The organism is Archangium sp. (assembly GCF_036388035.1).
GTDB lineage: Bacteria > Myxococcota > Myxococcia > Myxococcales > Myxococcaceae > Archangium.
Window position 1 is genome coordinate 1 of the sequence record NZ_DASVSO010000154.1, and the last position, 15,064, is coordinate 15,064.

Annotated in this window: 12 protein-coding genes; 4 read left to right on the plus strand and 8 right to left on the minus strand. The window is 71.2% G+C overall.

The genetic code is table 11. The features are described 5' to 3' along the window. From VF697_RS06895 to VF697_RS06930, 8 genes are all read right to left on the minus strand, one after another. Nucleotides 1-634, minus strand: a 634-nt coding sequence (locus VF697_RS06895) for a DUF5953 family protein (protein WP_331092697.1), incomplete at its 3' end; no start/stop codon positions are given. 1 nt (nt 635) lies between these two features. Then, on the minus strand, nt 636-1,247 hold the full coding sequence (locus tag VF697_RS06900; protein WP_331092698.1) for a DUF6310 domain-containing protein: 612 nt from the start codon (nt 1,245-1,247) through the stop codon (nt 636-638). A gap of 374 nt (nt 1,248-1,621) precedes the next feature. Beyond that, nucleotides 1,622-3,280 (minus strand): hypothetical protein, encoded by a 1,659-nt coding sequence (locus tag VF697_RS06905; protein ID WP_331092699.1) that lies wholly within the window; start codon nt 3,278-3,280, stop codon nt 1,622-1,624. A 1-nt stretch (nt 3,281) separates the two neighbouring features. Beyond that, entirely contained in the window at nt 3,282-3,827 is a 546-nt protein-coding gene (locus tag VF697_RS06910) for a class I SAM-dependent methyltransferase (RefSeq protein WP_331092700.1), read from the minus strand. After that, nucleotides 3,824-5,008, minus strand: coding sequence for a glycosyltransferase family 2 protein (locus tag VF697_RS06915; protein ID WP_331092701.1), 1,185 nt, complete (start codon nt 5,006-5,008; stop codon nt 3,824-3,826). The genes VF697_RS06910 and VF697_RS06915 overlap by 4 nt, the downstream gene beginning before the upstream one ends. Continuing rightward, complete coding sequence (locus VF697_RS06920) at nt 5,005-5,949, minus strand: class I SAM-dependent methyltransferase (RefSeq protein WP_331092702.1); 945 nt, start codon at nt 5,947-5,949, stop codon at nt 5,005-5,007. Before VF697_RS06920 ends, VF697_RS06915 begins: the two co-directional genes overlap by 4 nt. Continuing rightward, the gene (locus tag VF697_RS06925; protein ID WP_331092703.1) at nt 5,946-6,854 is read right to left on the minus strand and encodes a phytanoyl-CoA dioxygenase family protein; all 909 of its coding nucleotides are present in this window, start codon (nt 6,852-6,854) and stop codon (nt 5,946-5,948) included. Before VF697_RS06925 ends, VF697_RS06920 begins: the two co-directional genes overlap by 4 nt. A 166-nt stretch (nt 6,855-7,020) precedes the next feature. Next, a complete protein-coding gene (locus VF697_RS06930; protein WP_331092704.1) occupies nt 7,021-9,753 on the minus strand; it encodes a bifunctional acetate--CoA ligase family protein/GNAT family N-acetyltransferase in 2,733 nt (910 codons plus the stop codon). Nucleotides 9,754-9,895: 142 nt separating this feature from the next. On the opposite strand from VF697_RS06930, the gene VF697_RS06935 reads away from it, so the two are divergent. The 4 genes from VF697_RS06935 to VF697_RS06950 all read left to right on the plus strand — a co-directional run. Next, entirely contained in the window at nt 9,896-10,417 is a 522-nt protein-coding gene (locus tag VF697_RS06935; protein WP_331092705.1) for a hypothetical protein, read from the plus strand. A 141-nt stretch (nt 10,418-10,558) separates the two neighbouring features. Further along, nucleotides 10,559-11,794, plus strand: coding sequence for a hypothetical protein (locus VF697_RS06940; RefSeq protein WP_331092706.1), 1,236 nt, complete (start codon nt 10,559-10,561; stop codon nt 11,792-11,794). A gap of 119 nt (nt 11,795-11,913) precedes the next feature. Continuing rightward, entirely contained in the window at nt 11,914-13,410 is a 1,497-nt protein-coding gene (locus VF697_RS06945; RefSeq protein WP_331092707.1) for a GDSL-type esterase/lipase family protein, read from the plus strand. Continuing rightward, a partial coding sequence (locus VF697_RS06950; RefSeq protein ID WP_331092708.1) for a serine hydrolase domain-containing protein occupies nt 13,407-15,064 on the plus strand: 1,658 nt, incomplete at its 3' end. The genes VF697_RS06945 and VF697_RS06950, both read left to right, overlap by 4 nt.

Sequence of the window (15,064 nt, forward strand, 5' to 3'; positions counted from 1 at the left end):
CGGTACGCCGCGCCCGTGAGAGCAGCTCGGCGTCGCGGGCAGGGTCCGGGAACCCGATGGCCCGTGCGGCAGCGGCCGACCAGTAGTTCAGCCACCCGAGACAATGCGGAATCTCGAGCGCGCGGATGGAGTCTGGGAACCTGAGCGCTGGCAGCCCTCGTGGCGGCTTTGGTGGCCCATACACCTTCGGGCCCATCTGCTCCGCAATGACCAGCATCACGCTTCCCGGCGTCATATGCCCCCACAATCCGCGTGCACTCTCCGCCACGCCCTCCAATACATCCCTCGCGGCGGCGATAGCGGCCTCTTCCAGCGGCAACACCGCATGGACTTGAAGCTGCGGCTGACCGCCCGGATAGCGGCCCGCCGGGATTTCCCAGCCGCCGAGCGTCACGACATGGTTGTCATCGTCATTACAGAGGAACGGAAAGCCCCCGTCCGTTCTCTCCCTTCCGACCCATTCATCTCGTCGGGGTAAAGGGATGAGTCCTTCTGCCTCGGACATTGTCCACCCCAGGCGCAAACCAGGGAACGCGCGTTCCATTCCATGAACAACGGCGAGTCTGCGCTCGTCGTGGCCCATGAGTGCAGGCGCGTAGACATTGAGGGCGAGGGAGCTTTGCGTGTCTGACATATCAACACCAATCCATGACGACTACATCAAGGCTGGGGTCTGCTCGCAGCAGGGCTTCTTTGTGCGCTTCGCTGCGAACACCGACGACAAACCTATAACCACATTCCTCAGCAAGCCTTCGCTCTCGCCGTATTTCCGGCAGCTTCATTTCGATGAAGAACCGCTGCGAGCGAGACGAATGTTTGTCGAAGTCATCCGTCTTGACTTCCCACAGCGTGCGCGTGGCGAGTTGCAGCGCGTCGAAGTTCTTCCCATTGACGAGCACATCCGAGCCGGGGAAGGTGTTGTTCGGAATCTTGTCGGCGCACTTGTCGTGCAGGTCATTTCCTCCACGGGGCGGTCCTGGAATCGGCTCGCACTCCGGGCGGCGCTCTGGCTCCAGGGGCTCGGGCGGCACCGGGGGTGGCCAGCCCTCGCCCGAGGGGGATCCCTCCGGCTTGGGTCTCTGTTTCGCCGAGGGTCCCCGAGGGGCGGGCTTCGTTTCAGGCACGGGCCTCACTTCCTCGGGACGGACCTCTCTCAGCTCATACGCATCCAGTGCCTCTTTGATGGCGACTGCCGCCACCACCACGCCCGTGAGAATCACCGCTCCCACAACGAGCTCCGGCGCCACCAGGAGGCACACTCCTACTCCCATGGCAGCAGCACCCGCGGAGGCGACAGCACATTGTCCCGTCAGATCGTGAAACTGGATCCTTTCATGGTCGAGAGCATGAAAGCACCGCTCCACCAGGACGGACCATTCGTTGGATGCCTCTCGCACGACACAATGCCCTTCATCCGTCCAGGGCAGCGCCGCCGCCCTCTGGAGGTTGGCTCGCCTGGGGCTGTGGGCCGCCGGCTCTTTCGGGCTCGGCTCCGTCGTCGCGCAGCCCGAGAGAAAGAGCAGAAGTGAGATGCACGTGGGAAAACGCATGGCCACGTCCTTTCAATGCGCGGACGCTGGTCCACCCGCAGGCCCGGTAGGCCCGTCAAGCGGAAGCGGTTCTACCCGGAGACCCCCACGCGGGGCTCGTCCACCGTCAGCTCCTCGCTCTCGACGGACAGCCCGCGGCGCAGCACCACCCCGCCCAACGCGCCCAACAGGACGAAGCACAGCACCCAGCGCTGCGTGTCCACGGGGGACTGCTCCGCCCCGGGGCCGCCCATCCACAGCGGCCAGGGCCGAGGCACGTAGAAGACGGTGAACTGGCGGACCCACTCCTTCTCCCGTGGCAGCAGGCGGCGGGGCGGCCCGAAGGGCGCATACGTGAGGAACTCGGGGTAGGGCGCGGGAGTGAAGGTGCGCGCCTCCACGGGCGGCCCCTCCCGCAGGCTCCACGCCTCGCCCACCCGGGCCACGAGCGCACTCTCGCGGAAGGTGTACCAGGGGTCCGTGCCCCAGAAGAAGGGGCCCCACCCGCGCTCGAAGAAGAAGCGCTGGTGGTCCACGCTGATGCCCAGCACCTGCACGAGGACACCCGCGACGAGCACGCTGGCCACGGCGGCACGACGCCACGGCACGAAGGGGAAGGCGAGGGCCCAGGCGGGCACCAGCGGCAGGAGGTAGCGCGGTCCCCAGCACCACTCCCCTCCATAGAAGGCGAGCGGGGAGATGAGGAGCACGAGGGCCGTGGTGACGCCGAGCATGGCGAGCACGAGCGACGCATGGCGGCGCCAGAGGTGACGCAGGCCCGCGACGGCGAGCAGCACGGGCGGGCTGTACCAGAGGATGCCCTTGCCCGGGCTGACGAGCAGGCCCAGGAACCCGGCGAGCGGATTGCCCAGGAAGGGATGGTCCGACGGAAGGTTGGCCGACTTGCCCGAAGTGAAGGGCGAGCCGAAGCGCCAGGCATTGAAGGCGAGGAACAGGCCCAGCCCGAGGGCCACGCCCGCGGCGAAGGCCACGTACCGCCGCGCCGCCGAGCGGGGCTGGCGCAGCGCCGCCGGGTGGAATTGCGCCTTCAACCACCGCCCCAGGCCTCCGTCCACGGGTCCGCCCTGGAGCACGGCCAGCCCGAGCACCGGAATCAGCACGAGGAAGTACTCCTCGAAGAGCAGCAGCAGCCCGGCGGAGAGCCCCGCGGCGAGGGCCAGGCCGGTGCTCTCGCGCGTCGCGGCGCGGTGGGCCCACAGCAGCGCGAGCAGGAGGAAGGGAGCCGTCTGCGCGTTGGTGAAGGAGGTGACGGCTCCCGGCCACAGGAGCGTGGCGAAGGCACACGCCAGCGTCCACCCCAGGGCCGCCCGCGCCGCCACGCCGAGCTGCCGGTAGAAGACGTAGAGGAGGCCACAGCAGAGCGCCGCGAAGAGGGCGGAGGTGAAGGAGAAGGCGAAGCGGGCCAGCTCTCCCTTGGGGTCCTCCAGCCCCGAGACGAGCCACATCGCGGGCATCGCGGTGAGCGAGCCGCCAATGCCATAGCGGCTGTACACCTGGCCGTCGGCGCTGGGGACGCCGAAGGGGACGAGGGCCGGGTCCTCCAGCGCGGGCGAGCCGGTCTCCAGCAGGTTGCGCGCCACCTCGAAGCGGAACTGCCCGTCGATCATGTCCACCCGGCCGGAGCCGGACAGCGCGTACACCGCGCCGATGACGAGCACGAGCCCCAGCGCCGTCAGGCCCGTGCCCTCGCGAGCACGGGAGGGGGTGGCGTGCGAGGGGGAGCCGGGCATGTCAGGGCTTCTCGAAGACGAAGAGGTGGTTGAGGCCGAGCTGGAAGGAGCGGTGGGCGTGCGTGCGCAGGCCCTCGGCCTCGAAGAGCGGCCGCGTCTGGGCGATGTCGTAGCCGTGGTGCTCCTCGAGCGACATGCCGTCGATGAGCCGCAGCGCCTTGAGCACGTCGAGGATGTCATCCACCCGGGGCGCGGGCACGGTGAGGAGCACGCGGCCGCCGGGACGCAGCGACTCGGCGCAGGCACGCGCCAGGGGCTGGAGCGCCTCGGCGGGCACGTGCTCCAGCATGGCGAGCATCACGATGGCGTCATAGGGCGGACCGGGCGGCAGGTCCGCCGGGAAGAAGCCGCGCAGCGTGTGGGCGCGCGCCCCGAGCGTGCGCGGCGGGTACTCCGGGTCCAGGCCGACGTACTCCCCGAGAGCGGCGTGCTGGTGGTAGAGCACCCCGTCGGCGCAGCCCACGTCCAGCACGCGGGCGCCACGGGGGATGAACGGGAGCACCTTGGAGATGCGCCAGCGCTGCAGCACCCGATCCAGCGCCTTCATGGCGTCTCCCGGCGGCGCAGCCGCAGGCCGAGCATGCTGAGGAAGAAGCTGGCCAACACCAGCTCACCGCCCAGGCTGAGGGCGAGCACCGAGGGGATGGCCGCGCGCAGCGTCTGACTGGGGTTGAGCGCTCCGAAGGCGTGCCGGCCCCACTCGGCCACGGTGAGCACCGAGCCGGTGATGCCGCCCACCAGCATCAGCCCTCCCACGATGAGGCCCCGCTCCAGGTTGAAGAAACGGAAGAGGGCGCTCAACTGGGGGCTGCGCGGCGCCAGCCCCTCCACGTCCGCGAAGACGCGGGCGAAGGCGGAGAAGAGGACGCCCTGGAAGCCCAGCAGCACGGCCACCGCGGAGTAGAGCAGCGTGTGGATGTCGAAGCCCACCGAGCCGATGAAGCGCGGCCCGGGCAGCAGCGCCAGCCCCGCCACCGAGCCCACCAGCATCAGCAGCAGCCCGGGGTAGAGGAACAGCCACTGCGGGCTGTAGAGCATCATGAAGCGCAGGTGGCGCCACCCGTCTCGCCAGGGGCGCAGGTGCGGCGGGCGCGAGCGGCCGTCCGGACGCAGGGTGGTGGGCACCTCGACGACGGACATCCCCAGCAGCGTGGCCTTGATGACCATCTCCGAGGCGAACTCCATGCCCGTGGTGCGCAGCTCCATGCGCACGAAGGCCTCGCGGGTGAAGCCGCGCAGCCCGCAGTGGAAGTCGCCCGCCGGGCAGCGGAAGAGCAGTCGCCCCAGGCCCGAGAGCACCGGGTTGCCGAGGTAGCGGTTCTTCCACGGCATGGCGCCGGGGAAGATGCCGCCGCGGAAGCGGTTGCCCATCACCAGCTCGGCGCCCCCGCGCAGCTTCTCCAGGAAGGGCTCGAGCGCGGTGAAGTCGTAGCTGTCATCCGCGTCGCCCATGATGATGTAGCGGCCGCGCGCCGCCATGCTGCCGGCGAAGAGCGCCGCGCCGTAGCCGCGCACCGGCACCGCCACCACGCGCGCTCCGTGGCGCACGGCGATGTCCTGGGAGCCATCGGTGGAGCCGTTGTCGGCCACCAGCACCTCGCCCTTCACCCCGTGTCGCTCGAGGAAGCCGCGGGCCTTGTCCACGCAGGTGGCCAGCGTCTCCGCCTCGTTGAGGCAGGGCATGAGGATGGTGAGCTCGAGCTGCTCGGCCAGGGGCTCGCCGCTCACGGAGGAGGCGCCGGCAGCTTCCGGCCGATCATTCGGAGGTTGGAGGTTGGTGCGACGTGCATCCATAGGAGATCAATGGCCGTGGCCGCCGCGACGGCCAGGGGGTTGCGCAGCCGGAAGAGGGGCGTGAGGTGGCGCAGGCCCGCCCTCTCGCTCGCGGCATGGTGGAAGGATTGGACCCAGAAGGCCGGGCTGGGCAGGGACTCGGTCGCCACCGGCTCGAAGCCCGTGCGCTCGAGCAGCTTCGCCAGCGAGTGGCGGTGGAAGAGCACCAGGTGCCGGGGGAAGTGGTAGCCGCCCCAGTAGCGCCCGCGGAAGAGCCGGGCATCGAGCCCCTCGACGTCGGGCGTCTCGATGAGCACCGTGCCGCCGGGCTTGAGCACGCGCGCCACCACCCGCAGCACCTCGTCCGGCCGGGCGAAGTGCTCAATCACCTGGTTGAGGATGACGAGGTCCACGCTCGCGTCCTCGAGCCGCCCGGGCTCCACCGGCCCCTGGAGCACCGTGAAGCCCTCGGCGGCGAGCCGGTCCAGGTGCGGCCCCGGGAAGTCCCACCCCACCAGCGACCAGTCGGGCCGGCCGTGGCGGCGCAGCAGGCGCAGGAGCGCGCCCCCTCCGCAGCCCAGGTCCACGATGCGGGCCCCGGGCGCGGCGCAGCGCTCGACCACCTTCACCTTGCCGCGCTGCACGAGGTCTCGCCCCCAGCGCACCGGCGCGGGCAGCGTGTCGAAGTGGTACGGCTCGTACTCGGGCGGGTAGAGGCTGGCGATGGCCTCGTCCGCGGGGCGCGGGTCCAGGAAGAGCGTCCCGCAGGGCTCGCAGCGCACGACGGAGAACTCGTCGGGGCAGGTGCCGTACTCGAAGTCCCGGCCCGCCGCGACGGGGGTGCGCGGCGCGTCGGGAGGGCACACCGGGCAACGGCCGGGCGCGAGGGGAATCATGCCGCCTGCTCCCGGCGAGCCGGGCGGAAGTCGGCCTTGCCCCGACCCACGAAGCGCGCGTCGCGGCTCATGTAGCTGATGATGGGGGCGTAGCGGGTGCGCTCCGAGCGGTTGGGCCCGGTCGCATGCAGCAGCAGGCTGTGGAAGAAGACGGCGTCGCCGGCGCGCAGCGGCAGCGAGAGGGTTCGCGCGGACGCCACCTCCTCCAGCCGGACGCGGTAGTCCTGCAAGTCGCCCAGGACGGGGAGGTAGCGCGTGGCCTGCGCGAGCACCAGCCGCTTGAGCTTCCACACCGCCGTGCTGCCGCCCGCCTCGCCCGGGTTGTCCCCGGTGCCCGCGTAGGACACGGCCTTGCGGAGCGCCGACACGACGGGCTGGGGCAGCGGGTGGCGGCCTCGCAGGTACAGGCCATGCGGGCGGGAGCGGTCGTGCGTGCCCGGGATGACCTCCAGGCAGCTGCCGTCGGCGGCCACGTCCGTGAGCGCCACCCAGCACGACACGAGCGCCTTGGGCTCCACGTCCCAGTAGGCCGAGTCCTGGTGGTAGGAGACGGGCCCGCCAGTGCGGCCGGGCTTGACGATGAGCACGTCGCGGAAGATGCGCGCGCCGGGGCCGATGAGCGTCTCCACCACGTCGACGACGGAGGGCCGGCTGGCCAGCTCACCGAAGACGGGGTCGCTCGCGGTGAGCTGGCTGAGCTTCACCATCTTGACGCCGTTGCCCGCGCCGAACTGCGTCTGGATTTGATTCGGCCGCACGCGGGTGTCCCGCACCTCCCCCCGCATGAGCCCCTCGGTGCGCGCGACGAGCGCGCCGCACTCCTCGCGGGACAGCACCTGGGGGACGACGACATAGCCATCCCTCGCGTAGGACTCTCTCAGGCTCTCGGATGATGTAGGGCTCATGGGGGGCGCGCTCATCGGAAGACGGCGCGATGATACCCAGGCGGAGTGGGAGCGGCGAACGAATCCACCGCGGCGATGGCCTGCCCGGACGGCTCCCCGGCACGAGAGCCACCCGCCCTTCCCTGTCTTCTCGGTGCCCCCGTGGCCTCGCTCGGGAGGAGAGCACTCAATCGAGCACCCTCACGGCCTTCACCACGCTGTCCCCGAAGCCCTCACCCTGGTGGATGGTGAAGCCCAGCCCCCGGCAGACGTGCTGCATCGCTCCGTTGCCCCTCAGGATGTCCGCCACGATGCGCCGCAGCCCCCAGTCCTTCCCCACCTGCACCAGCCGCTCGAGTACCTCCTTGCCCAGGCCCTGGCGCTGGACCGGGTCGCTGATGAGCAGCGCGAACTCGGCGTCCTCCGTCCCCGGCAGCTTCGTCAGGCGCCCCACCCCGAGAATCTCTCCCACGCTCACCCGCTCCACCACCAGCGCCATCTCGCGCCCGTAGTCGTTGAAGCAGATGCGCGCCAGCCGCTCGTGCGCCACCCGCTGGTCCAGCTTCATCATCCCCGCGTACCGCAAGAACACCGACTGCTCCGAGAGCGTCTTGTGGAACTCCACCATCCTCGGCTCGTCCTCGGGGCGGATGGGGCGGATGACCACCGGCTCCCCATCCTTCAGCTTGCACCGCTCCACGTACTTCGTCGGGTACGGGAGGATGGCCAGCCGAGGCAGCTCCGCCTCCGTCACCTCCGGGCCGTGCAGCACCACCCGCGCGTCCAGCGCCACCAGCCGCTCCGCCGACGCCAGCAGCGGGTTGATGTCCACCTCCTTGAGGAAGCGCTGCTCCACCACCAACTGGCTGAAGCGCACCAGCAGCTTCTCCAGCGCTCCCATGTCCACCGGCTTGCGGCCTCGCACCCCGCGCAGGGCCTCGTGGATGCGCGTCTGCTCCATCATCCGCCGCGCCAGCGTCGTGTTCAGCGGCGGCAGGGCCAGCGCCCGGTCCTTGAAGACCTCCACCAACACGCCGCCCGCGCCGAACAGCAGCACCGGTCCGAACTGCGCGTCCAGGCTGCTCCCCACGATGAGCTCGTAGCCATCCAGCTTCACCATGGGCTGCACCGTCACCCCGTCGAAGGCGTCCGCCTGCCCGAGCGCCTCCAGCTTCCCGCGGATGTCCTCGAAGGCCTCGCGCACCTTCTCCGCCGTGCCCAGGTTCAGCTTCACCCCGCCCACGTCCGTCTTGTGCGTGATCCGCCGCGAGTGCAGCTTGAGCACCACCGGGTAGCCCAGTGACTCCGCCTCGCGCACCGCCTCGTCCACGCTCGTGGCCAGCCGCGTCTCCACCACCGGAATCCCATACGTCGCCAGCAGCCGCTTGGACTCGTGCTCCGTCAGCACCAGGCGGCCCGCCTCGCGCGCCTCGCGGATGAGCGCCTCGGCCTCCTCGCGCCGCGCCGGCTCCTCCGTCAGCGACGGCGTCTCGTACAGGCCCGCCAGGTTGTACGAGTAGCGCCACATGTAATTGAAGATGCGCGCCGCCGTGTCCGGGTAGCCGAACGTCGGAATCCCCGCGTCATTCAGGATGCGCTCGCCCGCCGCTACCTCCGAGCCTCCCATCCAGCTCGCGATGACGGGCTTGCCCAGCTTCGCGTAGGGCTTCAACCGGTCCGCGGTCTGCGTGGGCTCGGTCATGTCCTGCGGCGTGAGGATGACGAGCAGGCCGTCGCTGTTCTCGTCCGCGCCCGCCACCTCCAGGGCCTTGGCGTAGCGCTCGGGGTCCGCGTCGCCCAGGATGTCCACCGGGTTGCCGTGGCTCCACGCCGGGGGCAGCACACCGTTCAGCTCCGCGAGCGTCTTGTCTGACAGCTTCGCCAGCTCGCCCCCGCCCATCACCAGCGCGTCCGTGGCCAGCACGCCCGGGCCTCCCGCGTTGGTGAGGATGGTGAGGCGCCGGCCGTCGGGGCGCGGCTGCCTCGCCAGCACCTCGGCCATGTAGAAGAGGTCCGCGATGGAGTCCACGCGCAGCACGCCCGTGCGCCGGAAGGCCGCGCTCAGCACCTCGTCACTGCCCGTCAGCGTCCCCGTGTGCGAGGCCGCCGCGGCCGCCGCCTGCGCCGTGCGCCCCGCCTTGATGACGATGATGGGTTTGTGCAGCGCCACCTCGCGCGCCGCCGACAGGAAGGCCCGCGCGTCGCCAATCGACTCCATGTAGATGAGGATGCTGCGCGTGCGCGGGTCATCTCCCAGGTAGTCGATGAGGTCGCCCCACCCCACGTCCAGCATCGAGCCCATCGACACGAAGGCGCTGAAGCCCACCGCCTCGCGCAGGCTCCAGTCGAGGATGGCGGTGAGCAGCGCTCCGCTCTGGCTGATGAAGGCCACGTTGCCCGGCCTCGCCATGTCCCCGGCGAAGGTGGCGTTGAGTCCCGTGGGCGGCCGCATCACCCCCAGGCAGTTGGGGCCGATGATGCGGATGCCCGCCTGCCGGGCGATTCGCAGCACCTCCTGCTCCAGCTTCACGCCCTCGGGGCCCACCTCCTTGAAGCCCGCCGAGATGATGATGGCGCCCCTCACGCCCAGTTCCGCGCACTCGCGCATGATGTCGGGCACCGCGGTGGCCGGCGTCACGATGACGGCGAGGTCCACCGGCTCGGGCAGCGCGCGGAGGGAGGGCCAGGCCTTGATGCCCAGCACGTTCGGCCGCTTGGGATTGATGGGGTAGACGGTGCCCCCAAAGGGGTTGCTGATGAGGTTCCAGAGGATGGTGCGCCCCACGCTCCCCTGCCGCTCGCTCGCGCCCACCACCGCCACGCTGCGCGGGTTGAAGAGGGCGTCGAGCGGGTGACGGCCTCGCTGGTGCAGCAGGTCGTACGAAGGGTCATTGGGCGGCGGACGGGTCGTCTGGGCCATAAGGCCTGTCTTCTCAGCCCGAGCCCGCCTCCAGTTCAACCGTCACGGTGGGCCGAGTGCACGGTGCGTTGCCTGGGCGGCAGTGGAATTGGAGGGGTGGCGGGTGTGGAACAGGCCCGCTCGGAGGTAGGCTCCGCGCACCATGGCTCGCCGCAAACAGGCCGATGAGACCACCGCCCGTGTCCGCAATCTGATCGCCCTCGATGCCGCCCACATCATGCGGCGACTCGAGGCGCGCCGCGCCGAGATGTTCGTCCTCTTCTCCCGCCTGCGCAGCCGCGAGCCCATGCTCAGCACCCTCGCCACCCGCTACTCCTCGGCCACCTTCCACGACCTCGTCCACCTCCCCGCGCGCGAGCAGTCCGTCGTGGACCACTTCTACGAGTGCCTCGACTCCCTGCGCTGGTACTTCACCTACACCGAGGACATGCCCAGCACCGCCCAGCAGACCTTCAACACCCTCCACCGTCGGCTGGAGGAGGCCCACCGGCTGCTCGTCACCACCCTCGGCCACCCCGTCACCCCTGATGGCGTCACCATCGTCGAGGGCGAGGTCCTCCGCCGCGCCGAGCCCGCCCCCGAGGCCGCGCTCGTCCGCGCCTCGCCTCCCCGCAGGCGTCGCGTCGCTCCTCCCGCAGGCAGCACGAACACCACGGACGAGTAGCCCCGGCCCAGCAATCCCAGGCACTTGGACGTTGCTGGCACCTGAGTGTGCGGCACGCCTACTCCCGCTCCCTGGCTGCTCTTGCCGGAGACTCGATATGACTCCTCTCGCCGTCGTCCTCCTCGCCTGGAGCGCCTGCCCATGAAGTCTCGCGTGATGCTGCTCGCCGCCCTCGCCACCGCCGCCGCTGGCTGCAAGAAGGAGCAGCCCCCGGCCCCCGCCGCGCCCCCGGCCAGCACGACCGCCTCGACTCCCGCGCCCGCCGCCGTGGCTCCCGCCCCCTCCGTCCGGAAGGATCCACTCGCCGAGGTGCCTCCGTCCGACTCCACGCTCTCCGTCTTCGAGCCCCAGGAGGGCAAGTGCCAGTGGCTGCGCGTGGACCCCGCCTCCCAGAAGCGCGCCCCCGTCGCCATCCTCGAGGGGGACTGCAAGGGCGTCCGCATCGCGTGGAGCCCCGATCTGCGCAAGGCGCTCGTCTGGTTCGACCCGGCCACCGTGCAGTCCGCCGGCTATTTCTCCGCGGACGCCTCGCCCGCCGGCTACCCCGATGAGGAGCCCACCCCGGGCGCCAGGCACCGGCTGTACGAGGTGACGCCCGCCTCCGGCGAGGTGCGCTCCGTGCCCTTCCCCTCCGCCGACGGCGAGGTGCGCGACCTCGGCTACGACGCGCAGGGCCTGCTCGCGCGCGCCCTGGAGCCGCTCAGCGAGGAGCAGCAGGCCCAGGGCTCCATCGTCGTGGACGGCAAGGAGCTCACCTTCGACCTGGCGGAGCAGGAGGGCCTGCCCGCCCTCGCCTACGCGTACCGGTTCGGCGCCGAGGGCCAGTGGAAGCGCGTGGAGGTGAAGACCACCTCCGACGGCGCGGATGTCTCGCTCGGCATCAGCGCGCTGGAGATCGCTCCCGAGGGCCCCACGTCCACCGCCAGCCTGGAGTCGCACCTCCACAATGGGGGCGAGGAGCCCACCGCGGAGCAGCTCTCCCGCCTCCTGGCCTTCGTCCCGCCCCCGCTCGTGGAGAAGGTGAAGACCGAGGTGTCGGAGGGGGGCGATAGCTGGACCCGCGGCACCACGTCGGCTGGCGCCTTCTACGTCTGGCAGGTGACGGGCGATTTCACGCACACCACCGGGCACCTCGTCTTCGAGAGCGGCGAGCAGCTCGTCCCCGCGAAGGACCTGGGCTTCACCGACGGCGACCTGGTCTCCTTCAACACCCAGGGGCCGTTCCTCCTCGCCGCCAGCGAGCGCGTGGGCGCCCACCCGCGCCTCTATGACCTGCGCACCCGCAAGCTCGTCTTCCGCTCCGACACCGCGCGCGCCGTCACCTTCTGGCCTCGGGCGCGGAAGAAGAGCGCACAGGCGGGCGTGGGCTCGCCGTAGTGCCTGCTCGTCCGCTCAGGGAGAGGGAGCGAGCAACAGGACGGTAGCACGCTCCGTGGGGCTCCTTCTCGGCCGGTTCCTGTCTCGGGTGGAGCCTTTCGTCTAGAGTTCCGGGCCGCATGATCGATGCTTCTCGTGGTCGGCGGTGGGCGGTCCTCTTCCTCGTCCCGTTCCTCCTCGGAACCCTCGCGTGGGGAGGCTGGAAGTCCGGCTCGCAGCCCAAGGCTCCCCGGCACTCCCGCGCGCCGCGCTCGCCCAGGGCCGCTCCCGCCAAGCCCCTCCGGCTCGCCAAGGCTTCCTCGCCCGCTCCGTCCGCCCAGTCCCCGGCGGCCCTGGAGCCCTCCGTCCAGCGTGCGCTCCCCGCGCCCTCGCCCCGCGCCCGGAAGCTCCACGTGCTCGGCGACAAGCTCGGCGCGCATGAGGCCCGGCTGGAGAACCCCTGCCTGTCGCAGTCGGGCCCGGCCTGCACCCGCTCCGCCCTCACGCCCTTCTTCGAGTCCCTCGACTCGCTCTCCGCTGGCCGGGCCACCTCGCCCGCCGTCATCGAGGCATTCGGCAACTCGCTGATCGCCGGGGATCGCATCGTGGACGTGGTCCGCGAGGAGCTCAGTGGCACCTTCGGGGATGGCGGCCGCGGGGTGCTCTCCGTGGACCGGCTCGCCGCGTACGGGCCGCGTGCCCGCGCCGGGTTCGCTCGCGGCGGTTGGGAGGCGCGCACCCTGGGCGAGATGAAGCTCGCCGAGCTGCCCTTCGGCATCACCGGCACCTACCACGTGTCCACCGCCTCGAAGGCCAGCAGCCGCTTCGCCCTCACCGGCGAGCCGCGCGCGACCCTGTGGTGGTTGGACGTGCCTCGCGCCGGGCGTCTCTCCCTTCACGTGGACGGCAAGCCCGTTGCCCACGCCGAGCCCCAGGGCAGCGGTCAGGCCCGGGCGCTCACCTTCGACCTCCCCGCGGGTGCTCGCACGCTGGACGTCGTCGCCGAGGGCAAGGGCGCCGTGGTGCTCGGCGTGGTGCTGCAGCACCAGCGCCCGGGCATCGTGCTCGATACCCTGGGCGTGCCCTCCGCCGATGCCAACCTCTTCCTGCGCGCCCGCGAGGACATCTTCCGCGCGCAGCTCGTCGAGCGCTCGCCCCGCCTGCTCCTGTTCATCCTCGGCGGTAACGAGGCCAAGCGGCTCGAGTGGGGTCGCTCCAAGCTCCAGGAGGTGGAGGAGGGGCTGCGCACCTTCGTGCGTCGCGCGCGCACCGCCGCCCCCGACAGCGCCTGTCTCGTCGTGGGTCCCATCGACGCCGTGCGAGGCGGCACCGGGCCCCACAAGCTCGCCCAGCGGCCCTACCTCGACGAGGTCATCTCCCTCGAGCGGCAGATCGCCCTCGCCGAGGGCTGCGCCTTCTTCGACATCTTCTCGGCCATGGGCGGCTCCGGCTCGCTGGCCCGCTTCCACGCGTCCGGCATGGTGCACGAGGACCTCGTCCACCCGCGCGGCCAGGGGTTGGACCTGCTCGGCCAGCTCATCACCGACGCGCTGCTGCGCGCCTGGGTGGAGTCCGACGCGCCCAACAAGCAGGCCGCCCTCTCGCCGCAGCTCCAAGCCTCGGAGGAGACGCGGTGAGGGTGCTCCTCGTCGCCCTCGTCCTCTTCTGCTTCACCGCGCCGGCGGCCTCACGCCCGGCCCAGGCCCGCGCACCGGCTCCGGCCGCCTCCACCGCCCGGAAGAAGGATCCGGCCTTCCCTCCGGAGGTCCAGCGCACGCTGGACGCCCTCGTGCGCGCCGAGCTCGCCAAGGGGCCTCACGCGGGGCTCTCGGTCGGCGTGCTGCACGGCGGCATGCGCTGGGTGCGCGGCTACGGCTCGAGGGACCTCGCCCACAAGCTGGCCGCCACGCCCCGGACGACGTACCGGATGGCGTCCATCACCAAGTCCTTCACCGCCATGGCCGTGCTGCAACTGGTGGACGCGGGCAAGCTGGACCTCGACGCGGACATCCGCACCCTGGTGCCCGCCTTCCCCGAGAAGCCCTGGCCCGTCACCGTGCGCCAGCTCCTCGGCCACCTCGGCGGCGTGTCCCACTACGACGGCCCCGAGGCCGCGGAGAACACCCAGCACCTCGACACCACGCGCGCCCTCGCCCTCTTCGCTGACAAGCCGCTCGTCGTCGAGCCGGGTACCAAGTTCGTCTACACCACCTGGGGCTACAACCTGCTCGGCGCCGCCGTGGAGACGGCCTCGGGCCAGTCCTACGGCGACTACCTGAAGGCCCATGTCTTCGGCCCCGCCGGCATGCGCCACGCCGCGCTGGATGACCCCCGCACGCGCGACAAGCAGCACGCCGTGGGCTACCGCCCGCACAAGGGACAGCTCGTCCCCTCGCACTACCTCGACGTCTCCAGCCGCTTCGCTGGCGGTGGCACCCGCGCCTCGGTGGAGGATCTGCTCGCCTTCGGCCAGGCCGTGCTCCAGCACCGGCTCGTGCCGCCCACCACCGCGCGGATGATGCAGACCCCCATGAGCACCCGCGAGGGCCAGCTCACCGACTACGGCATGGGCTTCGCCACCTACCCGCTGCGCGGCCACTACATGGTGACCCACGCCGGAGGCCAGCCCGAGACGACGTCGCTGCTCGTGATGCTGCCCGCCGAGGACGTCGTCATCGCGCTCGCCTCCAACCTGGAGGGCGAGGCCAAACGGCAGCGGCGCATCTCCACCCGCATCCTGGAGGTGCTGCTGGAGGACGGGCTCGTGCGCCGTGACGCGCACGCGGTGGACCCGGTGGACGCCGTGGTGCACGAGGGCCTCGCGCGCCTCTTCACCTATGGGCTCGCCTACCACCAGTGGGCCACGCGGGGACCGGGCGCGCTGCCCGAGCTGGGGAACGCCGCCGAGGCCTTCACCCAGATGTCCGCGCTGCTCGACCGCACCACCATCGCCCAGGAGCCGCGGGTGGCCCTGGAGCGCGTGCGGGCGGCACACCAGCCCCGGGAAGGCTCGCTCCTCATCCGCGTGGGCGCGCACATGGCCACCACGTTGGAGAAGACGCTCGGGCCCGAGAAGCTCCGCGAGTACCCCGCGCGGGGCCCGCTCGCCTTCTTCACGGACTACCTCGCCGCCTGCGAGCAGGTGCCCTGCCCCGCCCCGCTGCGCTTCAGCGAGTCCCTGCGCAAGGACGTGCGGCACTTCGACGAGGTGTGGCAGCGCTCGCAGGTGGCCGAGCTGCGGCGCGCCCGGCTGGACGAGGTGGCCAACCCCGAGGCCCTCTGGCCCGCGCT